Source organism: Vibrio lentus (assembly GCF_030409755.1).
Taxonomy (GTDB): domain Bacteria; phylum Pseudomonadota; class Gammaproteobacteria; order Enterobacterales; family Vibrionaceae; genus Vibrio; species Vibrio lentus.
This window is the reverse complement of the sequence record NZ_JAUFQE010000002.1, coordinates 722,157-748,012: the sequence shown is the minus strand read 5'-3', so window position 1 is coordinate 748,012 and position 25,856 is coordinate 722,157. Positions and strand designations below refer to the sequence as shown.

The following is a 25,856-nucleotide window of genomic DNA, read 5'->3' as shown; positions in this document are numbered from 1 at the left end:
GCGACTAAGACAAACAAAAAAACCGAGGACATTCCTCGGTTTTTATTTATTAACAGTAATCTTAAGCATAGAGGGATGACTTCTTTAGTGGCAGCTCTTCAATAATTGCTGCTTGCGTGGTTCTTGCAATAGTTTCCAGTGGATACCATCAATTGCGCCCGCAAATTTCCAAAGTAATTTTAGGTCAACATCATTGCCGTACGCTTCGCGAACTTTGTTAAATACTTCAGGTGCGCCTAACTGCATAAACATTGAAACATCATCAACACCCGCTTTTTTCACCATGCGCTCTAATGTGAGTTGCATGTTTGGAAGATCTCTCAATCTACGGCTAGCTGATGATTTTTTGAAGCTACGTTGTTGAATTGAATTATCGATCGAAGTACGAATAATGCTATCCAATTCAGGGTGTTCGCATGTAAACAGATCAGTAATATCGTAGTAATTTACGGTTGCTGTTGTCTGTTTTTTTACATGACGATACTTTTCACAATCAAGATCCGTCAGTTTCTTATCTAATGACTTTCCACCTCTAATGAATAAACAACCTTCACTCAACAAAGCGAACATAGCGTCATTTTGAAAGAGGCCAATACCTCCAAACATAGAACGTTTTTGATGCTCACCAAATTGATTCACGTAATTAATAAATGCTGTCTCGGTCATATCCGTTGATCCTTAATCAAATTACCCCGATTAGGTTGATCACCAGACAAGCAGCTTTTTTATGCGAAAAATGTTAAATCTATTTTTTTATTGTTTAGGTGAATATTATGATTTCGTTTTTCACCTTTAAATAAATGATACTTCGAAAAGAAAAATAAGTCTGGACTTAGTTCACATCAATCAATTGAGTATTCTGGTTTTTCATGATTGACATCACAGTAAAACATCAAAATATGAATGGTTTTTGACGATCGCTGATACATCGGTTCAAGTTTTCTAGGGTTATGAGGCCCGATGAGTATTGCCTCACAGCATCACGGCTTGTAAAATAGGTCCACATACATTTTTTACTTTTTATATGAATCATTTATCGTTTTTCTGGCTACCACAAAATAAGGCTCTCCTCTTAAAGGGTCTAGAATCAGAGTTTGCCCAACTTGTTGGCCATTCTATCTCAGCGGGAAAAATAACCCTTCCTCCTATCCCTGAAGTCGTTTTAAAAATTCAAAAATTATGTACCCAAGAAACGACCGGCATTGCCGAAGTTGCTGAGTGCTTACTCGAAGACCCTGGCCTAACCGCTATCGTGATTCGCGTCGCTAACTCTGTGGTATTCAACAGACGAAATATCACCTGTGTCGACATTATGACGGCGGTATCTCGCTTAGGGATATTGAGAGTAAGGGACATCGTCACTGCCCAAGCTATCGAACAACTTAAGCATTCTGTGAATCTAAACCACGAATGTAACCAAGTTTTGGTTCAAAGCGCTTCTATCTCAAAAGAACTTGGCGCGACGATGGTACTGGTCACCAATAGCTTCAAAGAACTGTCCCCTATCGAGTACCGCTACCTAGAGCATGAGAAATCTCTACTCGTCGGACTATTAGCCGATATTGGTTTGTTCTGCTTAGTGAGTGAGTACCACCTCTACCTTGAAAATGGCAACTACCTAGACCACGACATCGCTCTGCAAATATTCCAAGGCCAATGCTCTGCAACCAGTAAGCTGGTTCTTAGACGTTGGGGATTCGACAGTGACTTCATTGATGTGTGTAGTAACACCATCAATCAGCAAGAAGAGCGCGAAGTGTCTTACCTTGATATTGCACGAATTGCCAATCACCTTTTGATGTTTAGAAACAAGGATGAAAACATCGATGAGCATGAAGTGGAGCTTAATGTCACGGGTGCCGAAGTTCTTTATAAATTAAGCAACTTGAGTAAAAATGATTTTAATGCAAAGCTAAGCGACGTTATCAACGCTAGCGGCTTCTAAGTCACCGTAAATTGCTAAGTAGTTGTAATAGTAAGTAAATGTAAAAGGGAAAGCATGTTTACAGGGATGATCTTTATATTTGCGCCACTCGTCGTGGGGTATCTTTTTTCTATATCAAACACCCAGACGTTAGAGTTCATTAACCGCTCGACGTCTAGGCTGATCTACGTAATCCTCTCGCTTATGGGGCTGAGCCTAGCCGCGCTCGATAACTTAGGCAGCAATCTACAGACAATCCTTCTTTATACTGTCACTTTCTTTGTCTGTTTAAGTGTATGCAACCTAATGGCGCTGCCAGCAATCGATAAATTACTGCCGCTTAAAACTGACAGCAGCCAGAAAAAGCTCCCCCTGTCTTCAATGGCGATGGAATCGGCAAAGTTGATTCTGGTGGTCGGTTCTGGCCTCATCGCGGGCTTGGTTCTCCCAATCGGGCTCGATTGGGTCGATACAGCAAGTGAATGGATTCTATTCGTTCTTCTGTTCTTTATTGGCATTCAACTGCGTAATAGCGGATTGACCCTTAGACAAATCTTACTGAACAAACACGGTATGGTGATCGCCCTTACGATTATTGTGACCTCAATGATCGGTGGTGTGATTGCCGCTTACTTGCTTGATATTCCACTCTTCAAAGCTTTAGCGATGTCATCCGGATTCGGTTGGTATTCTCTCGCAGGCATTCTCATGGGTGACGCTTTTGGCCCTGTTTATGGTGGTGCTTCGTTCATGCTCGAACTGCTGAGAGAGTTGGTTGCCTTAGTACTGATCCCGGTGCTGATTCGCAGTTATCCGTGTACTTCTATTGGTTATGCAGGTGCCACCGCGATGGACTTCACTTTGCCTGTGATTCAAACAACAGGCGGAGTTCGATGTGTCCCTATCGCCATCGTCAGCGGGTTTATATTGAGTCTTCTCGTCCCTATTATGATGTTGTTCTTTGTATCTCTTGCTAACTAGATCGCAGGAATAGCGATTGTTTTAGATTAGAATGCATCTCTGAATACCAAAGCCCAAGATACCGATACAGTTACCGAAATAAAAAGACACTAAGTGTCATTGCTCAACAAATAATGATCACGGTACTCTGTAACGACAAAGTCCTAAAAAGAATAAACTTACAAAAGGAACCACTATGAAACGCCTTTGCGTCGCATTACTGCTAGCTTCAACTTCTACTTTCTCTTTTGCAGCAGATTCAATGTCTGAAACAAACCAGTGCCAAGCAACAAAATACGATGCGTACATCGACGCTTCTTTGAATTGGTATGCTGATCTTGCTGCGTTAACCTCTGAGCAATATCCAGAGCTCGAAGAAGTCAGTGAGTGGTTCCTAGAAGGCCGTAAACACCACTTTGAACTCAACCGCGCGGCGGTAAACTACTACTTAGTGAATGATCCAAGCAAAGTTGCGACAGCTCAGTCTGTTGAAGGTTGGTTACAACTAGAACAGCACGATATTAAGACGCTATCAACACGCGACGATGAGCTTGGAAAAATTGCGAAACAGACGTTCGACGACCGTCAATCAACACCTCACGCTCAAAACTACGAGCTACGTTCAGCGTTTGCTGAGCTGCTTAGCCACCCTAAGCAAATCGACACTGCACTGCAGCGTTACAACCAGTCGATTGCTAAACTTGAAGCGATCAAGTGTAAATAACCCTTGATTTACTATGCTTTTGTGGGAAGTTGGATTTCATAATTAAGACGGGACATTGTTCCCGTTTTCGTTTAAATTGTCCCGCTCGCGTCAATATAAGAAAAATAACTCGCTTGCTATGGTTACGGAACAAAAAACAGCAGATGTTAGCTTCGACAGTCTTCTACGTATCTTTACAGTACCAGAAGGCCCAGACTCAACACTCACTCAAATCGAAGACAAACTTTCACGAAACCTGAATCAATTCTTACGCGAACACATTGTGGCTGAAGAAAAGCCATTGCGTGAGATTGAGAAAGATTTTTCGAATGCTCATATCCCTGAGCAGCCTGAGTTTGTTTCAGAACATACCGAGCATCTCCTCGATTCTCTTGTATCTCATTCTGTACACACGTCGTCGCCAAGTTTTATTGGTCACATGACGTCTGCGCTACCCTATTTCCTGATGCCGCTGTCAAAAATCATGATTGCGCTAAATCAGAATCTAGTAAAAATCGAGACTTCAAAAGCTTTCACCCCTCTTGAACGCCAAGTTTTGGGGATGTTGCACCGTTTGATCTACCAAGACAACGACCAGTTTTATTCTCGTTGGATGCACAGTGCCAACCACTCTTTAGGTGCGTTTTGTTCTGGCGGTACCATCGCGAACATTACTGCGCTTTGGGTTGCTCGTAATAATGCATTGAAAGCACAAGGCTCATTCAAGGGTGTAGAGAAAGAAGGCTTGTTCAAAGCCATGAAACACTACGACTACGAAGGCCTCGCTATCTTGGTTTCTGAACGTGGTCACTACTCTTTGAAAAAAGCGGCCGATGTACTCGGTATTGGTCAAGAAGGTCTTGTTTCAGTAAAAACGGATAACAATAACCGTATTTGCACTGACGACCTGAGACTCAAGATAGATCAGCTTAAGCAGAACAAGATTAAGCCTTTCGCCGTCATTGGTGTAGCGGGCACGACCGAAACGGGCAATATCGATCCTCTAAGGGAAATTGCAGAGGTGTGTGCCGAGTCTGACTGCCACTTCCACGTGGATGCAGCTTGGGGCGGCGCAACGTTGATGTCGAATAATCATCGTCATTTACTTGATGGTATTGAGTTAGCGGACTCTGTCACGATAGATGCACATAAACAGCTCTACATCCCTATGGGTGCGGGTATGGTTTTGTTTAAGAAGCCAGACGCGATGACAGCGATTGAACATCACGCTCAATACATATTGCGTAAGGGTTCGAAAGACCTCGGTAGCCACACTCTAGAAGGCTCTCGTTCTGGTATGGCGATGCTCGTTTATGCCTCGATGCATATCATCAGCCGCCCAGGCTATGAGCTGTTGATCGACCAAAGCATCAACAAAGCACGTTACTTTGCTGACCTGATTAAAGAACAAAGTGATTTTGAGTTGGTGTCCGAGCCAGAGCTTTGCCTACTGACGTATCGCTACCTCCCTGAATCAGTAAAAGCCGCCTTGTTAAAAGCAGGCGCTCAACAGCGTGTTGAATTGAATGAGTTACTCAATGAACTCACGAAATTTATTCAGAAGAAACAGCGTGAAACCGGTAAATCTTTTGTCTCCAGAACTCGCTTGAATCCAGAAGCTTGGTCACATCAGCCGATCATTGTTTTCCGTGTTGTATTGGCAAACCCGCTTACAGGAAATGAGATTCTAACCTCAGTGCTTGAAGAACAGCGTGAAATCTCTAAACTTGCACCAAACCTGATGGGCAAAATCAACAAACTGGTTACGCAAATCAACGCATAGTCATTCAATTTTAGTTGCATCAATTTGAAAATTTCTTTCTTTTTGATGTAACTAAGCTGTCAGTTCATACTCAATTTGCATTCTTTTTGCTCAAACCCTCTTCCAATTCTGTAGTTTTCTAAAATTTTGTTGAGGTTTGTCATATTCTTAAGCATTCATGCCCTGTTTTTGTATTAGTTAATAGTATGTTGGGTTTATACTGACTCTATGGTGCTAGTTAGCTTGATATCTATTTGACGCAGCAGTAATTACAAACCTCTCATTGTTTTAGGGTCTGTTTTACTGATATTTGCTTCAGCCATACCCCCTGGTAAACGATATTAACTAGCAAGTTGTTCTCTATACCCTCGTGAACACTATGAATACATTAGAAAAAATACAAAAAAACCTGGAAAATTTCAGCAAGTCTGAGCGTAAAGTAGCCGAAGTAATTATGGCTTCCCCTCAAACTGCAATTCATTCTAGCATTGCTACCTTAGCTAAAATGGCTGACGTAAGTGAGCCTACAGTTAACCGTTTCTGTCGTCGTTTAGACACTAAAGGCTTTCCTGACTTTAAACTTCACCTAGCTCAAAGCTTGGCGAACGGTACACCTTACGTGAACCGTAATGTTGAAGAAGACGATGGCCCTGATGCTTACACACATAAGATTTTCGAATCGACTATGGCTTGTCTGGATGTTGCTAAAAACAGCCTAGACGCGATGCAAGTAAACCGTGCGGTTGACTTGCTGACTCAAGCAAAACGCATTTCGTTTTTTGGATTGGGTGCCTCTTCAGCCGTAGCGAAAGACGCTCAAAACAAGTTTATTCGTTTTAATATCCCTATCACGTGTTTTGAAGACATTGTGATGCAACGAATGAGCTGCATTAACTGCAGTGATAACGATGTTATTGTTCTTATCTCTCACACTGGCCGTACTAAAAGCCAAGTTGAGATTGCGAACCTAGCTCGTGAAAACGGTGCGACCGTTATTGCTATCACAGCAAAAGATTCACCGCTAGACAAAGCAAGCTCGTTGTCTATTTCTCTGGATGTTCCAGAAGACACTGACGTTTACATGCCAATGGCAAGCCGCGTTGTTCAGATGACGGTTATCGACGTCTTAGCGACAGGCTTTACACTTCGTCGTGGTTCTGGTTTCAGAGAGAACCTAAAGCGTGTGAAAGAGTCACTTCGTGATTCACGTTACGAGAAATACTCTCAGTTCTAGTCTGCTAATACATGACCTAAGAACAAGTTGAATTAAAAAACGGAGCCTAGTGCTCCGTTTTTATTTGTCCTGAATTAGCTTAGCTTTATCGTTATGTGTGCTTTCTACTTTCTACTACTAGATCGTCCAGCTATTACCTTTCTCTACGACATTATTCTCAGACGCATAAGAGTTAATGATGGTAAAACTCGACTCCGTAACCTGTTCAGGGGCAAGTTGTTCATCCTGACTCATTACGGATGTTTCTTGAGATTCACCTCCACAGTCACACTCCTCACAAACCTGCTGAAGAATATGTACAAGCCTCTGTTGATTCAATGGTAAAGGATTTCCTTTTATCGCAACAGACTTAAGCGCATCACTAGACACCTCATCAAACTGAGCTTCACAAACTCCAAACTCCAGTAGGCTTGGAAGCTTTAGCGTGTCCAACACTTCAGATAACCAAGAAATCGCGTCTTCCTCTTTCACCTCAGCGCTTCCCGTAACAATCTGAGCAATTCGTTGATAACGAACCAGTATTTCACTCCTCTGCTGCTCTCTCGCAACAGCGATGTTCTCCATCATCACAAATGGCGCTAAGCGCGCTGTTATAACACTGTGTGGCGCGGATATCTTGCCACCTAACGCAGAGGCCAATCCATGCGCAGCTCCAAGCTTGGCATTGGTTATCGCTATTCCACCCAACATAGAAGCGAAAGCAAGATCAGAACGGGCTTGAGCTTCATCATAAACGCACGCTTTAACCACAGAGCCACTTAGTTTGCGTAGCCCTTCCTCACAGATCATATCGGTGAGCGAATTAGGCTCACCACACACATAAGCTTCCATTAGATGCGTAAAGGCATCCATGGCTCCACGTCCTGATAAATACAAGTTGGTGCCGTACGTTAAGGTCGGGTCGACAATCGCGACGTCAGCTAGCATGTCTGCACTTCTAAGGCTTATCTTGACTTGATCTTGTCCAGACTTAAGCACCGCATTTTTAGTGACCTCAGCGCCAGTGCTCGCCGTTGTAGGAATCGCGATGAACGGCAATGGTTTAGCCTTGAGTGGTACATTGCGCCCAACCACTTCCACATAGTCGTATAAATTACCTTGATTAGGTAAAACAGCAGCTAACGCTTTCCCCATATCAATCGCACTGCCTCCACCCATTGCAACCACCATATCAGGCTTAAATCGGCGTGCCGAAGTAGCGGCCTCTTCGACCATTTTGATATTGGGTTCACCGGAAACGGCAATGTGTTGATAACGCATGTTTTGCGCATCGAGGTAATCGGTGACCAGTGAAGTGCGTTCTAACGTGTTGCCTGTAACCAATAACACGCTGTAGCCGTATTGATTAAAGAGGGACAATGAAGCCTGAAGTGCTCCATCACCAAAGATGATCTTTGTAGGTGTCATAAATTGAAACATGGTGCCTCCTGCGCCTATGACCAAACAAAACTGCGAACTCTTGGTTATTGGAATTTAGCCTTTGTATCGTGCATCACTATTAAGATGCCTCGTTCTGTAGGAGCTTTTTTTGACGAGGTGCAACTTGTGGCATTAAAGATGGATTAAAATCGTATTTTTAGGGGTAATTCACACTCTCAATTTGTGGGTACTCAACGATGATGACGGGCAGTTAGTGAAGCCCTGTGTTTTTATGATGAATATTTGCGCTGATAGGTAAAAGCTATCGTATTAAGAGGCAATTCCATCTTTATTTCCCCATAGCATTGAGGCATAGTTGGTTTTAAGAAATTTTGAGTGGCATTCACTAAAGAATAGTTAACATAATAGAGTTAACGAGCCTCATCCCGTATTTAGGAGAAATTAAATGTTTGTAGTTATTTTTGGTCGCCCTGCTTGCCCATTCTGTGTTCGTGCAAAAGAGCATGCTGAAACTCTTAAAGCTAAACGCGATGACTTCAACTACCGTTACGTTGACATCCACGCTGAAGGCATCAGCAAAGCTGACCTAGAGAAGACGGTTGGTAAACCAGTAGATACAGTGCCACAAATCTTCATCGATCAAGACCACATCGGCGGCTGCACAGAATTTGAAGCATACGCAAAAGAAAACCTAGGTCTTTTCGACTAAGCTCAGATTTCTCTTACGAGATCCAAGGCTAAAGCCTAAAACAGCTAACCAATTTAAACGTTAGACTGTACGATTTATATCAAGCCCGCTCACTGTAGCGGGCTTTTTTTATGACCAGTTTTCGTACGGAATAATAATAAAGTCAAAATCAAGTAAAATAGCAAAATATCGCTTATATTTTATTTATATTTAGATACAATTCACCTCTCAAACTTACCCTGTGTTTCACGCCAATTATTGAGCGACCACTGTGAATATCGACGTTGTTTTTCTGTTAGAACAAAACCCCATTCTCCTCATCTTTGTTGTTTTATCGATTGGATTAGCCATTGGTAAAATTCGTTTCGGTAGCCTCCAACTTGGCAATTCAATCGGTGTTCTGATTACTTCCCTTATCATGGGACATCTTGGTTTTTCGTTTAACGCTGATGCGCTCACGATTGGCTTCATGCTTTTCATCTACTGTGTGGGTATTGAAGCAGGACCAAACTTCTTTGGTATCTTCTTTAGAGACGGTAAGCACTATCTCATTCTGAGCCTTGTGGTGCTCTCTACCGCAATTGCTTTAACGTATTTCAGCAGCCATTACCTCGGACTGGGCTTTGGTTTATCCGCAGGCATGATGGCGGGGGCCTTAACAGCAACGCCGATATTAGTAGGTGCTCAAGATGCTCTGAATTCTGGGCTTGCAGAATTACCAAGAAACATGGATATAGGCCTGATCATCGAAAACCTATCAGTTGGTTATGCGATGGCTTACTTAGTTGGCTTAATCAGCATGATTATGTTTGCTCGCCTTATTCCAAAGCTTCAGAAAGTTAACCTACACGATTCAGCTGAGCAAATCGCCCAAGAGCGTGGCTTAGGTGCTTCAGGGCAACGTAAGGTTTACCTTCCAATCATACGAGCTTACCGCGTAGGACAAGAGCTTATATCTTGGACTGACGGTAAGAACCTGCGTGAACTGGGTATTTATCGCCAAACAGGCTGTTACATCGAGCGTATTCGTCGTAACGGTATTCTTGCCCACCCTGATGGTGATGCAATCCTGCAAGAAGGCGATGAAATCGCATTGGTTGGTTTCCCTGATAGCCACGCGCGTCTCGACCCAAGCTTCCGTAATGGTAAAGAGGTTTTCGACCGTAACCTTCTCGACCTACGTATCGTGGAAGAAGAGATCGTCGTTAAAAGTGACAGCATCGCAGGTAAGCGCCTGTCAGACTTAAACCTGTCTGAATACGGTTGTTTCCTTAACCGCGTAGTAAGAGCTCAGATTGAAATGCCGATGGACTTAAACATCGTGCTTTCTAAAGGTGATGTACTGCAGGTCAGTGGTGAAAAGAGTCGCGTTCACGGTCTAGCTGAGAAAATTGGTTTCATCTCAATCCACAGCCAAATGGCGGATTTGATGGCCTTCTGTAGCTTCTTCATTCTGGGTATTTTGTTTGGTTTGATCACCATGACATTCGGTCAGGTTTCATTTGGCTTAGGTAATGCGGTTGGCCTACTTCTGTCGGGCATCATGCTTGGCTTCTTAAGAGCAAACCACCCTACTTTCGGTTATGTGCCTCAGGGAGCATTGAACATGGTCAAAGACTTGGGTTTGATGTTCTTCATGGTTGGTATAGGCTTGAGCGCCGGTGGTAAGATGTTTGAACACTTAACGCAAGTAGGCCCTCAGGTCATCGGTATTGCTCTAGTCGTGAGTGTTCTGCCGGTATTCTTCGCTTACTTGGTTGGTGCTTACATATTGAAGATGAACCGAGCTCTACTATTTGGTGCCATCATTGGCGCGCGAACCTGTGCTCCGGCGATGGACATCGTAAATGATCACGCTCGCTCAACCATCCCAGCTCTGGGTTACGCGGGTACGTACGCGATAGCCAATATATTGATGACCTTAGCAGGTACTTTCATCATCATAATTAGCTAGTATCTGCGGCTTTAAAGCAACCAAGCTTAGATATTTTGAATGCACTAATTCACCTTTGGATTAGTGCATTTTTTGTTAGTTCTTCTCTTCCGCTTGCTCTTAAATTTCTTCGTATCCCGCCACTCGAATCCCGTATCTGCTTTTACTTTTCCATATGTACTTTTAAAACAAAAAAATAGGCGCTCAGTGAGCGCCTATTTCGTTTTTATTCGATTGTTTGAATTAGATGTCAGCTACATCAAATTCAACAGCTGGGTTAACGTCAGCTTCGTAATCAACGCCTTCAACACCGAAACCGAACAGCTTCAAGAACTCTTCTTTGTACTCAACGTAGTCAGTCAGCTCTTTCAGGTTTTCAGTTGTGATTTGAGGCCATAGGTTACGACAATGCTCTTGAATGTCGTCACGAAGTTCTAGGTCGTCTAGACGTAGACGGTTCACTTCGTCAACTTCTGCTGCGCTACCATCTTCTTTGTATAAACGTTGGCTGAACATACGGAAGATCTGTTCCATACAACCTTCGTGAATACCTTCTTCACGCATCTTCTTGAACACCATAGCGATGTAAAGAGGCATAACAGGGATTGCAGAACTTGCTTGAGTCACAACAGACTTAAGAACAGCAACGTTTGCAGTACCGCCAGTTTGGCCTAGCTTTTCGTTTAGCGCTGATGCTGCACGATCTAGATCCATCTTAGCTTTACCTAGCGCGCCATCCCAGTAGATTGGCCACGTTAGTTCAGTACCGATGTAGCTGTAAGCAACAGTCTTACAACCGTCAGCCAGAACACCCGCTTCAGAAAGTGCGTTGATCCAAAGTTCCCAATCTTCACCGCCCATTACAGTAACAGTGTCTTTGATCTCTTCTTCAGTAGCAGGCTCAACACTTGCTTCGATGATCGCATCTTTGTTTGTATCTACTGCTGTAGATGTGTACGTTTCGCCGATAGGTTTAAGAGCTGAACGAATTACTTCGCCAGTCTCTGGCATTTTACGCACTGGAGACGCCAGTGAGTACACAACCATATCGATCTGACCTAGGTCTTCTTTGATCAGGTCAATTGTTTTCTGTTTTGCTTCGTTAGAGAAAGCATCGCCGTTAAGGCTTTTTGAATACAGGCCTTCTTCTTTAGCTAGCTTGTCGAACGCTGCTGAGTTGTAGAAACCAGCTGTGCCAGTTTTTTTCTCAGTACCGGCTTTCTCGAAGAAAACACCGATAGTAGAAGCGCCGCCACCAAATGCTGCCGCAATACGTGAAGACAAGCCGTAGCCACTTGAAGAGCCAACAACTAGTACACGTTTAGGTGCGTTTGCGATTGGGCCTTGAGCTTTTGTGTAAGCAATTTGTTCTTTTACATTAGCTTCACAACCGACTGGATGTGTTGTAGTACAGATGAATCCGCGAATTCGAGGTTTGATGATCATATTCAACTTCCTTAAAAAATCAGGTTAAGGATAAGAGTTTCGTGCGCAAATGGCATCTAATTTCTGTAAAAATGTGGTGAAAATGCAAGTGGTTGGAGCACTCAACTAATATTTGCTGACTAAGTCGCCATTTGTTAACGCTTCTATTGAGACTTATACGACAAAAACAAAAAAAGGCACCTTATTAGGTGCCTTTTATCATTTCTTTATCTAAGCAACGCTATTTAGCTTAGGTTTTAACTCTTTTCGCGTCAAAGTTTCACTAAAGTCATGACTGAAGTGGTCAACTTGAATCGCTGTATAACGAAGTTTATCAGCAGCAACAATTTGGTCGACTTCTTCTTGCGTCAGAACATCAGCAGCAAGTGCTTGTGCCAGTTTATCTGCCAGCAAGCCTTTACGAGCCACTTTGCCTTCTTTCACTGCTTGGAAGATCTTACGCTCCAGAGGCTTAATACTGTACATCGCATTGAAAGCGTTCTCCATAAGGCCAACACTATCATCCTCTTCCTTACCGATGTAGCAAAGGTGAGTCAGACGTTCACGGTGTGCTCCCGGAGTCATCAAGCTTTCTGCTAGTTGAACTGTTAGGTTATCACTTGGTTTTTCGAAGTGGTTACCAACAGGGAAAACTAGACCTTTAAGTACTTTACCAACCATCTTGTTAGGGAAGTTACGGTACGCTTCTTGTAGTGATTTAGCCGCATTGTGGAAACAGTGTTGAACCGCGTAGTGTACGTAGTCTAGGTCAGCTTGTTGGCGACCTTCGTCTTCATACTTCTTAAGTGCAGCAGAAGCCATGTATAGGTAACTTAGACCATCACCCAAACGCGCAGAGATAAGCTCTTTACGTTTCAGTTCACCACCTAGCGTCAGCATTGCGAAATCCGCACTGACTGCAAGCGCACGGCTCAAACGAGTCAGGTCTTGGTAGTAAGGCTTAGTTGGACCGCTCATGTCGGCTTTAATGAACTTAGAGCCAGTCAGTGCTGCACCAAATGCGCCAAACGTGTTTTTAGTTGCGTGTGAGATGTGCTTGAACAGCAAGCTATCAAAGTCTTTTGCACCTTGCTTCTCGTCTGGATTCGCTGCCGCTTCCATTTCACTCAATACGTATGGGTGACAACGTGTCGCACCTTGACCGAAGATCATCAGGTTACGAGTTAGGATGTTCGCACCTTCTACTGTGATAGCAACTGGAATACCTAGGTAAGGCGCAGCCAAGTAGTTCATTGGGCCATCTTGAATTGCACGGCCTGAATGGATATCCATTGAGTCATTCAGAATAGTACGTGCCATTTCTGTCATGTGATATTTGGCGATAGCCGTTACGATACCCGGCTTCTCTTTCATATCCAGTGAAGTGGTTGTCAGTGTACGAGTCGCTTCTAATAGATACGTTAAGCCACCAATACGGCCAAGGCTCTCTGCAACACCTTCAAACTTACCAATCGACATACCGAACTGCTTACGAACATAAGCGTATGCGCCGGTCGTTTTCGCTGTTAGGTGGCCCATCGCCGTGCCAAGTGCGGGTAATGAGATACCACGACCTGCAGACAGACATTCCACCAGCATACGCCAGCCTTTACCTGCGTAATCTGCGCCACCGATTAACCATTCCATAGGAATAAATACATCGTGACCGCGTGTTGGACCATTCATAAACGCAAGACCAAGTGGATCATGACGCTCACCAATCACAACACCTTCGTGGTCTGCTGGGATAAGCGCACAAGTGATACCAATGTCTTCTTCGTCACCCAGTAGCTTTTCTGGATCGTGAAGTTTGAAAGCCAGACCAAGTACCGTCGCCACTGGTGCTAGCGTAATGTAACGCTTGTTCCAATTAAGCTTGATGCCTAGCGTCTCTTTGCCTTCGTGCATGCCCATACACACAGTGCCGACATCAGGGATACCACCCGCATCAGAACCCGCTTCAGGGCCTGTTAGTGCGAAACATGGGATATCTGTACCGTCAGCAAGACGTGGTAGCCAGTAGTCTTTTTGATCTTGAGTACCGTAGTGAGACAGTAGCTCACCAGGGCCAAGAGAGTTTGGAACCATTACCGAAACCGCAGTACTGATACTACGCGTTGCAATCTTAGTTACGATTGTAGAGTTGGCGTGCGCCGAAAATTCACGACCACCGTACCCTTTCGCGATAATTAGCGAGAAGAAACGCTCTTTGCGTAAGAAGTTCCACACCTCTTCAGGAAGGTCTCGATCTTCTTTTACAATTTTGTGGTCATCAAGCATAGCGAGCAAAGTTTCAAGTTCATTATCCATGAACGATTGCTCTTCTGCTGTCAGCTGAGGTTTTGGGTACTGGTGAAGCTTAGTGAAATCTGGTTTTCCAGAAAACAGCTCTCCGTCCCACCACACGCTACCCGCTTCCATCGCTTCTTTCTCGGTGCTAGATAGTGGTGGTAGTACTTTTTTAAAGAGTTTAAAAGCTGGGTCACTTACCCATTTTTGTCTTAGAGAGCTCATAGTTCAGATCCTTTTGTTCACTATATTGTTTGTGAATATTTTGCTTTTTATTGTTTTATTCTTTTGCTGACATGCCAGCGGCCAAAAATGGAATGAGAATATCGACCACTGCCTTCGCATCTATCTTTCTGTCATAGTCATTCTCTGCAATTTCTATTAGAGCTTGGCTAGATGCCATGGTGAATACACAAGTCCCTAGGGTGAAGTGCAATCGCCAAAATAACTGTTCTTGAGTGAGGTTCGGGTTGGCTTTCATTACTGAGCTGGTAAACAGAGTCAGTACTTCGCTGTAGCGAGTTGTAATGAACCAACGCAAGTGACCTTGCACATCCGTATAACCTCGACCGATGAGTAACATAAATCGACTCGTACCATTTGGCCTTACATCATTCAGTGCTCTTAGCGGCTGTCTTAAAGACTCAAACACGTCACTCATAGAATACGTTTCGTTCAAGTTTAAGTTCACTAAAGCGTCTTGCAGTGCTGGCATAAATGCTTCTAAGTATCGATTTAATACGGCACGAACCAGAGTCTTCTTATCGCCAAAGTGGTAGTTCACTGAAGCAAGATTGACATTGGCTTTACTCGTAATAGTGCGTAAAGAGGTGTCATTAAAACCGTGCTCAGCAAATAAGCCTTCAGCCACATCTAAGATTTTGTCTTTGGTTGTACTTCTTGGTGCCATTTCAATCACTCGTATTAAACAACTGTTTGAAATATACGCTTAGTACATTTATTTAACAAGCAAGCAACATCACATTTTCACAAATTGGTCGTACCAGTTAATTACTTTATTCACTAACCGATTGAATCGATGCATGTTTACAAAAAAAGGAAAAATTAATGAATTTTCTGGGAACTGAAATAGAAATGGCGGGTCATAAATTAAGTAGAAAACAGAGTATTTAGAAGTTTAACAGGCCGTCAAACTTGTCTCTCCCCTGCTTTCTTAATTACTGCATTTTCCTTATTAACTCCTATACTTGTATCCGCCCAAACCGTGTTGGTTTGGGCTTTTTTTTACCTATGATTCAGACAACTTTTCTTCGGCTACTACTGGGTACAAAAAAGCCCCCGAAACCGAGGGCTTTCATTACGTTAAGTCATAGAACACTTCACGATACCGACTAAGCTGCATCGTTTTTGATAAGTTCTCCCAATATCGCGAGATCACTACCAAGATCAACCGAAGCGCCCATTTCCGTAGCAATCCCTTCTACGATGATCGTTTGAACGTCGCCTCCACCATTGATTGGAATAGACAAAGCAATGTCTTCACCATCAACCGAGACTTCAATCATATCTAGCAATTCTGCCATTTGAGTTTCGTCTTGTGGGTCTTCAATGAGATCATTGAGGTCTATTAAATCACCAGAGCCGTTAGTATAAAGCTCGAAATCTTTAATGATGTCTGTTCCGTTGTCGAGCGCGGAGTCTAACCAAGTAAAGATATTGTCCTCACTATCACCAATCAATAAATCATTGCCAGCAGCAGCAAACAGCGGTTCGTTACTGGCAGCACTGATCACGTTGTATAGCTGTGGTTCTTCAGTATCAATTGTCACCGTTTCGACCGTACTTTCGGCACCACTTGAATCTACTGCGACATAGTCAAACTGAGGATCATCGGTTACCGCCTCGTTGCCTTGGACATAACGTAACTCCCAGCTTCCTCCCGTTGATGAAAGCTCCATTCCAACTATTGGGTTATTTGGTGAGGAATAACTAAATTCATAAAGGAGTTGGCTATTACCAGTATCACCTGGATCTTTTTGATACTGCTCTGTGTGAGTAGAACCATCAGCGAAGGTATAAAGCACTTCAACATAAACATTACTATTGGTGTTAAACGAACCGCCCAAGCCATCTAAACCAAAATCAATAACATCTAATGGGTTATCCGTAAAATCAAGTATCAACGTCTCCTGTTTGTTCATACCCCTACCATCAGTATCACCAATCCCATAACCAACATGAGGCTGCTCACCTTGATACTGCTTAAGTGGCTTATCGTTATTATCTTCGATAGTTAATGTAATGGTATTGCCGTTAGCTAAGGTAATCAGCCTTTCTGTTGGAGATACCGCCACTCCCCAGTTATAGAAGCCATCAACAAGGTCAGGCATGTCCTCAGGATCGCCACTGAAGCCCATTTCAAACAGCTCTCCAGGCCCGGCAACGAAGCTAATATTGTTTGGAACAAACAGCACACTACTATCCACGTCGGACTGTACTATTTCCCTTGTGTTTCCATTTTCATCTGTATAGAGAAGCGTGCCACTGGTTGGCAAGGTATCAATGCGAATATTTAGAGGTATCTCATTGTGATCATCTTCTATATCTGAGATGTAATCAGACATGCCACCATCTTCAGAGTCGAACAGAATAGGAATAACGGCGTCGTCATCATTGACCACCACAAAGCTTGTTGCTTCGGGGGCATCGTTGACACCATTGATCGTTATTTCGATGACATGTTCAACACCATCAATTGCAGTGACCACATAGTTCTCGATAACGGTGTCGTCATCACCAAGATATTGAACGGCATCATTATCAACGACATAACTCCATGCGCCCTCTGGGGTGATAGTTAACATACCCAATGCTAGTGCATAAGTTGAACCTACAGGTGTGAATACACCATTAGGTTTAAAGGCAGGCATATCACTGGTGTCAACATCGGTAATCTTGAGCGTACCCGACGTCATGAGTTCGTTTGTATCTAAGTCGACATTCAAGTCTTCGGTCACTTCTCCCGTATCCGAATCGCCTTCACCAACGGTGATTTCAGATGGGTCATCCGCACCATTGATGGTAATGGTCACTTCACTTGTGGTTCCGTCAATCGCAGTCACTGTATAAACTTCGGTGACAAATTCATCGTCGTCTAAATACTGCACGAGATCGTTGTTAACAACGTAAGTCCATTCTCCATCGTCAGTGATGCTTAACATACCTAACGCGGTATCGTTGGTCGAACCGTCTGGATTAAACGTGCCGTCTGATTCAAAAGCTGCGACGTCGTTAGCGTCGACATCTGTAATGGTGAGTGTCCCAGAGGTCATCAAATTGTTGCTTTCTAGATCAACACTTACGTCCTCTGTTACTTCTCCCGTATCCGAATCGCCTTCACCAACGGTGATTTCAGATGGGTCATCCGCACCGTTGATGGTGATCGTGACTTCGCTTGTGGTACCGTCAATCGCAGTCACTGTATAAACTTCGGTGACAAATTCATCGTCGTCTAAATACTGCACGAGATCGTTGTTAACAACGTAAGTCCATTCTCCATCGTCAGTGATGCTTAACATACCTAACGCGTTCTCATTGGTCGAACCGTCTGGATTAAACGTGCCGTCTGATTCAAAAGCTGCGACGTCGTTAGCGTCGACATCTGTAATGGTGAGTGTTCCAGAGGTCATCAAGTTATTGCTTTCTAGATCAACACTTACGTCCTCTGTTACTTCTCCCGTATCCGAATCGCCTTCACCAACGGTGATTTCAGATGGGTCATCCGCACCATTGATGGTGATCGTGACTTCGCTTGTGGTACCGTCAATCGCAGTCACTGTATAAACTTCAGTGACAAATTCATCGTCGTCTAAATACTGCACGAGATCGTTATTAACAACGTAAGTCCATTCTCCATCGTCAGTGATGCTTAACATACCCAACGCGGTATCATTGGTCGAACCGTCTGGATTAAACGTGCCGTCTGATTCAAAAGCTGCGACGTCATTGTCATCAACATCAGTGATAGTCAACGTACCGGATGTCATCAAGTTATTGCTCTCTTGGTCAACCTCGACATCCTCAGTAACTTCACCTGTATCCGAATCACCCTCTCCTACGGTTATGTCAGATGGGTCATCCGCACCGTTAATGGTGACGATCACTTCACTTGTTGTGCCATCATCTGCCCTCACGGTATAAATCTCAGTAACGAACTCATCGTCGTCTAAGTACTGAACTTCATCGTTGTTAACGACGTAAGTCCAAGCACCATCAGGGTCGATGGTTAACACGCCTAGTTGTGATTCATTCGTCGAACCTTCAAGGTTAAACTCCCCGTCAGGTAAGAAGGTCGGAGTATCACTGTCTACGTCGGTGATCGTCACTTGTCCAGAGGTGACGAGTTGGTTGGTTAATTCATCGACATCTTCATCCTCAGTCACACTGCCTGTGTCATCTGTGGCTACTGCCGCATCATCAGTACCAATGATGGTAACTGTGATAACTTGCTCGCCTCCATCAGAAGTTTGTACCGTGGTTGTATCTTGAATTTGCTCACCGTCGGCAAGCTCGTCAAATGGACTGTTGGCTACAAAGGTCCAAGTTCCATCCTCATTGACGACAAAACTCCCTAGCCCATTATCCCCTTCCACACCCTTAGCAATAAAGGTTACATCTGGATCCTCAATGGTTAGGGTTCCTCCAGTTTCAATAGCCTCGTCACTTTCAAACTCAACAACGTTGGCCTCCCCTGACACAAGCGCAAAAGCTATGATGTCAAAAAGAGCAATACTTTGAGTTTCTGACAACCCTTGAGACTCAAGTCCGTCAGTTTCAAAGTTTGTTGCAGCTTGAGTTTCAGCTCCGGTACGTTCAATCCTACCGCTGTTTGTTAAACTTGAGCCTTGCTCACCCGCCGCTGTATCAAACTCATCTCCTAATTCCGTTGGATCAAATCCTTCTTCGATAGCACGTTGTACTTGAGCGATTGCATCATCAGTATCTAGCACATTTTGTTGGCCCTGGTTATCCACAAATCGTGCAGAAACACTTGGCACACTGGCTTCACTAGTATCAAAACTGATGACTACATCACTGGCAGCTGGTTGTTCGCCCGGAGACAAACGTCTGACTTGGCCTTGAGCGTTGAGCACAACACTACCGCTAGCAAGGCCTAGTATGTTTAGGTTGAAGTTTCCCATAGCTAAGTTCCCACTTCCTCTACCCAGAACAAGCCACACGCTAGCTCACTCCCAGCTCTGCGTTATGGCTGTCGCATACAGTAAATTTAGTATCGACACTATTGATAATCAACTCACTAAGACGGGCATGCATATGGCTATTTTTAAATTAGTCAATAGCAATAGCGACTTACCATCAAAAAAAACAAACAAACTTCGCATTTTTTTACAGATGTCCTAAGCTTCTTTAATACAGTCTGTGTCTCAATAAAGCAGAAAATACTGCTACGAGATTGGTCAAAACATATAAAAGTAGAAGGAGAGCTACTTTGAAATTGTTTAAGTTATCCATAGTATGCTGCTTCATTGCAGCGGCCCCAGTCGCCTCTCAAACTTTGGAACAAGCTGTTGCTATCACTTTGGCGACCAATCCTGAGATTAAAAGCATCTTCAACGAGTATGTGAGCGTCAAAAAACGAAATGACGCTGCTGGTGGTGCTTACCGACCGAGTATCGACCTTGATGCAGGTATTGGTTACGAAGGCATAAACCCTGCACCGAACAACGGCCCAGATACAGACCTTACAAGAAAGGAAGCTACAATATCCCTGACTCAACTGTTATGGGATGGTTCATCAACTCTAAACAACATTGATCGTACCGCCGCAGAAGCAGAATCGGTTCGCTTACAACTGTTAGCGGATGCCGAAGACAAAGCGCTAGAGGTCACCCAGATCTATTTAGACGCAGTAAAAGCCACTGAAGTTTTAGCCCTTTCGGAAAGTAACCTTGCTATCCACAAGAAAATTTATAAAGACATCAAAAAGCGCGCTGTGTCAGGCATAGGCTCAACTGCTGATGTATCGCAGGTAGAAGCTAGGATCGCAAAAGCTCACGGCAACTTGTTAGCCGCACAGAACAATCTAATCGATACCCATACCCAATTTCGAAGAGTGGTCGGTCAGGAACCACTAGGCTTGGTTTACCCAAGAGCCGATATTTCTATGATTCCTTTATCATTAACCGATGCCCTTGTTGATGCTCTAGACAAACACCCAGTCATCAAAGTCGCTGCTGCAGATGTCGATTCAGCGCATTTCCAATACAAACAATCGAAAGGTGTTAACTACCCGACATTCTCTATTGAAGCATCTCAATCATGGCGTGATGATGCCGGTGGCGATGAAGGTTCGAGCCAAGAAACACTGGCAATGCTGAGAATGCGATACAACTTGTACAACGGTGGAACAGACAGCGCTAATTCTGAAGCCGCCGCTTACCAACTGAACAAAGCGAAAGACCTGAGAGATCGTGCTTATCGCCAAGTTGAGGAAGGCCTTCGTCTTTCATGGAGTGCCTTAGATCTAACACTGCAACAAAAGAACTTCTTATCTGATCACGTTGATTCAGCTTCGGAGACCGTTATCGCTTATGAAAAACAATATCGAATAGGTAAACGTACTCTGCTTGATCTACTCAACACCGAGAACGAACTATTTGAAGCCCGTAAAGATTATCTCGATGCGCATTACTCTGAGCAGTACGCTAAATACCGTGTAATGAACGCAACAGGTTCTTTATTGAATGCTCTACTGGTCGACATTCCAGAAGAGTGGACAACGGCCGTGGATTATTAATGATGAAAATAACTTACTTACTACTTCCCGTATTATCGATGACTTTATTTGCCTGTTCGAGTCAGCAGGAAGAAGACTACATCGAGACACCTGAAGCGGAGCAAATTTCTGACCTGCAAGACGATGACAAAGATGGTGTGGTAAACGCACGAGATACCTGCCCTGGTACACCCGAAGGTTCTCAAGTGGATAACGCTGGCTGCGGGGAAACTATTCGTTCGCAAGAAGTCAGACAGTTGAAAATCCTTTTTGCAAACGACTCGTACGAAGTTAACCCAATATTCTCGGATCAAATCAGCACCATGGCGGAATTTTTAGAAACTTACAAAAGCGCATCGATTGAGATCCAAGGTTATGCAAGTAAAGTCGGCTCCAACGATTACAACTTAGACTTGTCTAAGAAGCGTGCTCACAATGTTGAAGATGAATTATTATCAAACGGTATTGAACCAGACCGAGTAAGAATCGTCGGCTATGGTGAAGAACGTTTAGAAAGTGATGGTGATGACCCGACTTCACATGCGTTAAACCGTAAAGTAACGGCAACTGTAGTCGGTCTAAGCGAACAAATCGTCGAGGAATGGACCATCTTTACTACACTAGAGAAATAGCGTGACATTGTCACAGCAGGTCTTGTGCTTAGGTTAAGATTGTTTAGTTGAGGATTATTGGTATGGATATGGAAGGACCCGTTCTGCTATCAAAGAGAGAACAACAATACTCACTGTAGAAGCACAAGATCAATAAAGCCGTGATAGGGTTACCCATCACGGCTTTTTGTTCTTTGTCATCACATCAGCCTCAGTAGTAACTCATGTGATCAATTCTTGTTGTTCATTAAGTGGGCTGGCTTGTTTAAGCGAGCCCGTTACTGATTACAGTTTTACTTCTTGCTGCTTAGTCTTCGGTAGAGAAATACTTAGTAGGAAGTAACCCAGTATTGCTGCAGTCGTAGAGCCCATCAAGATACCTAGTCGAGCGAACGTATCAAATTCTGCGTTCGTTGGACCAAATGCCAGTGAAGAGATAAAGATAGACATCGTAAAGCCGATACCACACAACACAGAGACAGCGAAGATGTTCATGAAGTTCACGCCTTCAGGAAGCTTAGCTATGCCCATTTTCACTGCACCCCAGCTGAATAAGAATATACCCAGAGGCTTACCAACCAGTAGACCCATCGCGATACCTAAAGGTAGCATTCCGGTTAGGCTTGATAGAGAAATACCTTCCAGTGATATACCTGCGTTTGCAAATGCAAAGATTGGCAGGATGGCAAAAGCAACGTACGGGTGCAATGCATGCTCTAGGTGTTTGAGAGGAGAACGTTCTCCTTTGTTACCCTTGAGTGGAATAGCAAAACCAATCACTACACCAGCCAATGTTGCGTGAACACCAGATTTCAATACTGCGAACCACAGAATTGCACCGACGATCAAGTAAACACTCAACTTAGTCATATGTTTAGCATTCATCATAAACAGGACACCTGTTGCGATAAAGCCAACTGTTAGAGCAAGCGTTGAAAGATCACCTGAGTAGAACAATGCAATGATAACAACAACACCAAGGTCATCGATAATTGCTAGAGCCAGTAGGAACACTTTTAAGCTAACTGGTACACGATTACCAAGTAGCGCCATGATACCCAATGCGAATGCGATATCTGTTGCTGCTGGGATAGCCCAGCCTTGTAATGCTTCTGGGTTACCAGAGTTGAATAGCACGTAAATAAGTGCAGGAGCTAGCATACCGCCCACAGCTGCGATAGCTGGGAAGATTGCTGTCTCTTTAGACTTTAATGCGCCTTCTAAAAGTTCACGCTTAACTTCTAAGCCGATTAGAAGGAAGAAGACAGCCATGAAGCCATCATTAATCCAATGAGATACAGACATACCAAGAACGTAGCTGTGTAGAACGCCTTGATCTTGCGAATCCCCTCATAATCAGGCTTAAAAACAATGAGGTAGACGTGCATCGCCGTCTTTGATCTAATGAATATCGCTGAACACACATTTCGAACAAGTGGGTTAATAATGCGCGACATTCAGATTCTACAACAAACCATACAAAACCAATGCCCCTCCATTCACAAAAAACGCGTTAGTTCTCTGATACTTGCTACAAAAAGTGTACTTGACGGCTCAGACTTAACGCTGACTAAACTAGGTCGCAAACTAGAAACTAATACCACGGTAAAACATGCGATCAAACGCGTTGATAGACTGCTTGGAAATCGCCAACTACATCGTGAAAAAGACCTTATTTATAAATGGCATGCCTACTTAATAACGGGCGCTAACCCATGCCCTGTGATCCTTGTGGATTGGTCTGATGTTCGTGAACAACTTCGTTATATGACGTTAAGAGCATCCGTTGCACTTGATGGTCGAGCCGTCACAATCTTTGAACAAGTTTTTGAGTATGGCCAATACAATTCACCGAAAAGTCACCAAACATTCCTCGATAAATTGCAGAGTATTTTGCCGAATAAAATCAGTCCGATCATCGTTTCTGATGCGGGTTTTAGAAATACTTGGTTCCGCCAAGTTCAGGAGAAAGGTTGGTTTTGGTTAGGTCGTGTCCGAGGTGAAGTATCAATCAAACAACCTCAAAAACCTTGGGTCTCAAATAAAACCTTTTATCCAAACGCTGTCCATAAACCCAAATATCTTGGCAACTGCTTATTAGCAAAGAGATCACCGATATCTTGTGAAGCCTATGTTTATAAGGGATTAGAAAAAGGCCGAAAAGCCCAGCGCCATAGTAGAACCAGCCAAAAACACTCCGCTACACATCTCTATCAACGCAGTGCAAAGGAGCCGTGGCTACTCGCGACTAATGTCCCTCGACATATCTTAAATGAAGTACAAATTACCAATCTGTACGCCAAGCGTATGCAGATAGAAGAAGCCTTCCGCGATCTAAAGAGTACCGCCTATGGGATCGCACTTCGTCACAACAGAACTCGCTGTACTAAGCGATTAGATATCCTGCTTCTTATTGCGTTGCTCGCTGAAATCTTGATGTGGTGGAATGGCCTAATTGCAGTACAAGCCAAATGGCATTTTGACTTCCAAGCCAACAGCATTAAACACCGCCGAGTTCTATCCATACCTCGTCTAGGGAGAGAGGTACGAAATCATCGGCGATATCAAATTAATGAATCCCAATATCAATGGGGAATGTTCGAATATCAAAGGCTCACACACAACGCAGGACTAGGGAAATTATGAGGGGATCCGTCAGCGCCTTGATACATTTCGTTCAGTGGTGAGTTTGCTACAAACATTGCGATCGCCGCAGCGATGACTAGTATGATGCCGCCAGCAGATTCCATTTTAAAGAAGTCACGGATGACGTCGGTCATGATTTCGCCCTTATATTTATTATTTAAATAAACGAATAACAAAGAATAACCACGAGTGTATAGACAAGCCCAATCGATAGATAATCACTTCTTTGGATGTTTAACTTCGGTTTTTCCTACAAATACTAAACAATACGTCGTATATTCCATAATGTTTTTACGTATTGTGAATTAAGTATAGATGAGAACCTTAAAGCTGTATGCAGATTTAATTCAAGTATGGAGGGTGCTACAAATATAAAAAAGGCTATCAAATGATAGCCTTAGGTGTATTTAGTAACCGGTGAGTTGCATGAAGCCTGTTGCTTCATGACTACCACTTGCCATGATTGGCCCTTCCCAATACGGAATCACAAAAGGAAGCCACATATCTCGTCGTTTGATGCGTGTCGTGAGGTTGATATCGTGTTCAGGGACGTTAATTATCCATTGAAGAGGCATTCTTCGCCCATTAAGCAACGTTGTATTCTGTAAAGGCTTAATAGAAATGTCAGATTCAGTCAGCTGAAAAACCTTGCCTGAGCGAGTAGCAAGAGTACCAAATACATAGGGCATCTGCTGATTGTGGCGGTAACGATTGACGCTTAACGCTGTCCCGTCATCTAAATTAAAGACAAACCAATCCCACCCTTGTTGACCCACGCCAAGTAAGCCACTTCCCCACTCTTTATGTACCCATGCCGTTCCTTCAACTTCCTTGGCAACGCCATCGAGTTGCAATGTACCGGTCAAAGATAAGAAAGGTGCACTAAAATTGTAAGAAGCAACAGGCAATAAGTCGTGTTTTTTCTGATAGCCATTGTCGCCATTGAGCACATAAGGCCCTTTAGCAACCGTATCTAACTCAAGACCAAAGGTATCCGTATTCACTTGAAGTCGCCCCGGAAACGGCGTGTTACCAAGCGCTCGCCAATTCCAGTTATCAATCCAGATTCTAAAGGGACTGTTGGTCATTCCCGCCTGACCAATACCGCCACGCGCTAAACGCTGCTCTTTCCACACTTTAGAGTCAGAAGAAATGACGACATTTGAAATATAGATTTGTGGGCTTTGCCATCCTGGCGTTTCACGTTCATCTGTTGCGATGCGGAAAAAGCTCCACTGCACCGAATACTTCTTTCCATCACTCCCTTTTAAAGAAGCGAAGTAATGCCACCACTCATGTTGGAACTCAGGGTGAAACTGGAAATCACGCGGTAGAGAAACGCTTCTGTCAGGCAATACAGGCTCGAACACATTAAAGTGCTCGCTCACTAATACAGAATTAACTTCGTTAATGCCCTTATCACCTACGTCAACAAAATAGGAATAGTAAGCCCACACGCCTAGGAGTGCACCGAAGAAGCTGATCAGTAGAATTGAAGAGACAAAACGATGTCTTAGTTTTTTTGAGCCATTGCGTTGAAACAT

The 25,856-nt window shown here is 43.7% G+C and carries 17 protein-coding genes and 2 pseudogenes; 10 read left to right on the top strand and 9 right to left on the bottom strand.

Annotated elements, in window-relative coordinates; translation table 11 throughout:
- Nucleotides 1-84: 84 nt before the first annotated feature.
- On the bottom strand, nucleotides 85-666 hold the full coding sequence (locus QWZ07_RS11750; RefSeq protein ID WP_017060401.1) for a TfoX/Sxy family DNA transformation protein: 582 nt from the start codon (nucleotides 664-666) through the stop codon (nucleotides 85-87).
- A gap of 358 nt (nucleotides 667-1,024) precedes the next feature.
- Between QWZ07_RS11750 and QWZ07_RS11745 the strand changes: the two genes are divergently transcribed.
- From QWZ07_RS11745 to QWZ07_RS11725, 5 genes are all read left to right on the top strand, one after another.
- The gene (locus tag QWZ07_RS11745) at nucleotides 1,025-1,945 is read left to right on the top strand and encodes an HDOD domain-containing protein (protein WP_017108222.1); all 921 of its coding nucleotides are present in this window, start codon (nucleotides 1,025-1,027) and stop codon (nucleotides 1,943-1,945) included.
- 54 nt (nucleotides 1,946-1,999) lie between these two features.
- On the top strand, nucleotides 2,000-2,905 hold the full coding sequence (locus tag QWZ07_RS11740) for a LysO family transporter (RefSeq protein WP_017111641.1): 906 nt from the start codon (nucleotides 2,000-2,002) through the stop codon (nucleotides 2,903-2,905).
- 175 nt (nucleotides 2,906-3,080) lie between these two features.
- On the top strand, nucleotides 3,081-3,608 hold the full coding sequence (locus QWZ07_RS11735) for a hypothetical protein (RefSeq protein ID WP_017111640.1): 528 nt from the start codon (nucleotides 3,081-3,083) through the stop codon (nucleotides 3,606-3,608).
- A 118-nt stretch (nucleotides 3,609-3,726) separates the two neighbouring features.
- Complete coding sequence (panP, locus tag QWZ07_RS11730; protein WP_099166736.1) at nucleotides 3,727-5,370, top strand: pyridoxal-dependent aspartate 1-decarboxylase PanP; 1,644 nt, start codon at nucleotides 3,727-3,729, stop codon at nucleotides 5,368-5,370.
- A gap of 358 nt (nucleotides 5,371-5,728) precedes the next feature.
- Nucleotides 5,729-6,583: a MurR/RpiR family transcriptional regulator gene (locus tag QWZ07_RS11725; protein ID WP_004734686.1), complete on the top strand. Its 855-nt coding sequence runs from the start codon at nucleotides 5,729-5,731 to the stop codon at nucleotides 6,581-6,583.
- A 117-nt stretch (nucleotides 6,584-6,700) separates the two neighbouring features.
- On the opposite strand, the gene QWZ07_RS11720 is transcribed toward QWZ07_RS11725, so the two are convergent.
- Nucleotides 6,701-8,002 carry an iron-containing alcohol dehydrogenase gene (locus QWZ07_RS11720; RefSeq protein ID WP_192853810.1) on the bottom strand — a complete coding sequence of 434 codons (1,302 nt, stop codon included), beginning with the start codon at nucleotides 8,000-8,002 and terminating at the stop codon, nucleotides 6,701-6,703.
- A gap of 406 nt (nucleotides 8,003-8,408) precedes the next feature.
- Here QWZ07_RS11720 and QWZ07_RS11715 point away from each other — a divergent pair, with 406 nt between their 5' ends.
- On the top strand, nucleotides 8,409-8,672 hold the full coding sequence (locus QWZ07_RS11715; protein ID WP_009847069.1) for a GrxA family glutaredoxin: 264 nt from the start codon (nucleotides 8,409-8,411) through the stop codon (nucleotides 8,670-8,672).
- 250 nt (nucleotides 8,673-8,922) lie between these two features.
- Nucleotides 8,923-10,605 (top strand): aspartate:alanine antiporter, encoded by a 1,683-nt coding sequence (locus QWZ07_RS11710; protein WP_017111638.1) that lies wholly within the window; start codon nucleotides 8,923-8,925, stop codon nucleotides 10,603-10,605.
- A 222-nt stretch (nucleotides 10,606-10,827) separates the two neighbouring features.
- Here QWZ07_RS11710 and fabV read toward each other — a convergent pair whose 3' ends face one another.
- The 4 genes from fabV to QWZ07_RS11690 form a co-directional block, all read right to left on the bottom strand.
- Complete coding sequence (gene fabV / locus QWZ07_RS11705) at nucleotides 10,828-12,030, bottom strand: enoyl-ACP reductase FabV (RefSeq protein ID WP_029223635.1); 1,203 nt, start codon at nucleotides 12,028-12,030, stop codon at nucleotides 10,828-10,830.
- Nucleotides 12,031-12,240: 210 nt separating this feature from the next.
- Nucleotides 12,241-14,523: an acyl-CoA dehydrogenase gene (locus tag QWZ07_RS11700; protein ID WP_192853811.1), complete on the bottom strand. Its 2,283-nt coding sequence runs from the start codon at nucleotides 14,521-14,523 to the stop codon at nucleotides 12,241-12,243.
- 55 nt (nucleotides 14,524-14,578) lie between these two features.
- The gene (gene psrA / locus QWZ07_RS11695; protein ID WP_076671492.1) at nucleotides 14,579-15,208 is read right to left on the bottom strand and encodes a TetR family transcriptional repressor PsrA; all 630 of its coding nucleotides are present in this window, start codon (nucleotides 15,206-15,208) and stop codon (nucleotides 14,579-14,581) included.
- A 442-nt stretch (nucleotides 15,209-15,650) separates the two neighbouring features.
- Entirely contained in the window at nucleotides 15,651-19,460 is a 3,810-nt protein-coding gene (locus QWZ07_RS11690; RefSeq protein ID WP_192853812.1) for a VCBS domain-containing protein, read from the bottom strand.
- A 308-nt stretch (nucleotides 19,461-19,768) separates the two neighbouring features.
- Here QWZ07_RS11690 and QWZ07_RS11685 point away from each other — a divergent pair, with 308 nt between their 5' ends.
- Together QWZ07_RS11685 and QWZ07_RS11680 are read left to right on the top strand one after the other, a co-directional pair.
- Nucleotides 19,769-21,076 carry a TolC family outer membrane protein gene (locus QWZ07_RS11685; RefSeq protein WP_192853813.1) on the top strand — a complete coding sequence of 436 codons (1,308 nt, stop codon included), beginning with the start codon at nucleotides 19,769-19,771 and terminating at the stop codon, nucleotides 21,074-21,076.
- A complete protein-coding gene (locus tag QWZ07_RS11680) occupies nucleotides 21,076-21,687 on the top strand; it encodes an OmpA family protein (RefSeq protein WP_032501212.1) in 612 nt (203 codons plus the stop codon). Before QWZ07_RS11685 ends, QWZ07_RS11680 begins: the two co-directional genes overlap by 1 nt.
- Nucleotides 21,688-21,951: 264 nt before the next feature.
- Here QWZ07_RS11680 and nhaA read toward each other — a convergent pair.
- A pseudogene (gene nhaA / locus QWZ07_RS11675) lies at nucleotides 21,952-23,001 on the bottom strand (Na+/H+ antiporter NhaA); the annotation flags it as partial.
- 111 nt (nucleotides 23,002-23,112) lie between these two features.
- Here nhaA and QWZ07_RS11670 point away from each other — a divergent pair.
- A complete protein-coding gene (locus QWZ07_RS11670; protein ID WP_132982278.1) occupies nucleotides 23,113-24,312 on the top strand; it encodes an IS4 family transposase in 1,200 nt (399 codons plus the stop codon).
- A 14-nt stretch (nucleotides 24,313-24,326) separates the two neighbouring features.
- Here QWZ07_RS11670 and QWZ07_RS11665 read toward each other — a convergent pair.
- Both QWZ07_RS11665 and QWZ07_RS11660 read right to left on the bottom strand, forming a co-directional pair.
- A pseudogene (locus tag QWZ07_RS11665) lies at nucleotides 24,327-24,446 on the bottom strand (Na+/H+ antiporter NhaA); the annotation flags it as partial.
- Between the two features lie 273 nt (nucleotides 24,447-24,719).
- Nucleotides 24,720-25,856 carry a lipocalin-like domain-containing protein gene (locus QWZ07_RS11660; protein WP_065103759.1) on the bottom strand — a complete coding sequence of 379 codons (1,137 nt, stop codon included), beginning with the start codon at nucleotides 25,854-25,856 and terminating at the stop codon, nucleotides 24,720-24,722.

Coding starts and splice junctions, on each gene's coding strand:
- QWZ07_RS11720 (WP_192853810.1), bottom strand. CDS start 8,002: ATGTTTCAATTTATGACACCTACAAAGATCATCTTTGGTGATGGAGCA.
- panP (WP_099166736.1), top strand. CDS start 3,727: ATGGTTACGGAACAAAAAACAGCAGATGTTAGCTTCGACAGTCTTCTA.
- QWZ07_RS11690 (WP_192853812.1), bottom strand. CDS start 19,460: ATGGGAAACTTCAACCTAAACATACTAGGCCTTGCTAGCGGTAGTGTT.
- QWZ07_RS11740 (WP_017111641.1), top strand. CDS start 2,000: ATGTTTACAGGGATGATCTTTATATTTGCGCCACTCGTCGTGGGGTAT.
- QWZ07_RS11700 (WP_192853811.1), bottom strand. CDS start 14,523: ATGAGCTCTCTAAGACAAAAATGGGTAAGTGACCCAGCTTTTAAACTC.
- QWZ07_RS11750 (WP_017060401.1), bottom strand. CDS start 666: ATGACCGAGACAGCATTTATTAATTACGTGAATCAATTTGGTGAGCAT.
- QWZ07_RS11735 (WP_017111640.1), top strand. CDS start 3,081: ATGAAACGCCTTTGCGTCGCATTACTGCTAGCTTCAACTTCTACTTTC.
- QWZ07_RS11725 (WP_004734686.1), top strand. CDS start 5,729: ATGAATACATTAGAAAAAATACAAAAAAACCTGGAAAATTTCAGCAAG.
- QWZ07_RS11670 (WP_132982278.1), top strand. CDS start 23,113: ATGCGCGACATTCAGATTCTACAACAAACCATACAAAACCAATGCCCC.
- QWZ07_RS11660 (WP_065103759.1), bottom strand. CDS start 25,856: ATGTTTCAACGCAATGGCTCAAAAAAACTAAGACATCGTTTTGTCTCT.
- QWZ07_RS11680 (WP_032501212.1), top strand. CDS start 21,076: ATGATGAAAATAACTTACTTACTACTTCCCGTATTATCGATGACTTTA.
- QWZ07_RS11745 (WP_017108222.1), top strand. CDS start 1,025: ATGAATCATTTATCGTTTTTCTGGCTACCACAAAATAAGGCTCTCCTC.
- QWZ07_RS11715 (WP_009847069.1), top strand. CDS start 8,409: ATGTTTGTAGTTATTTTTGGTCGCCCTGCTTGCCCATTCTGTGTTCGT.
- psrA (WP_076671492.1), bottom strand. CDS start 15,208: ATGGCACCAAGAAGTACAACCAAAGACAAAATCTTAGATGTGGCTGAA.
- fabV (WP_029223635.1), bottom strand. CDS start 12,030: ATGATCATCAAACCTCGAATTCGCGGATTCATCTGTACTACAACACAT.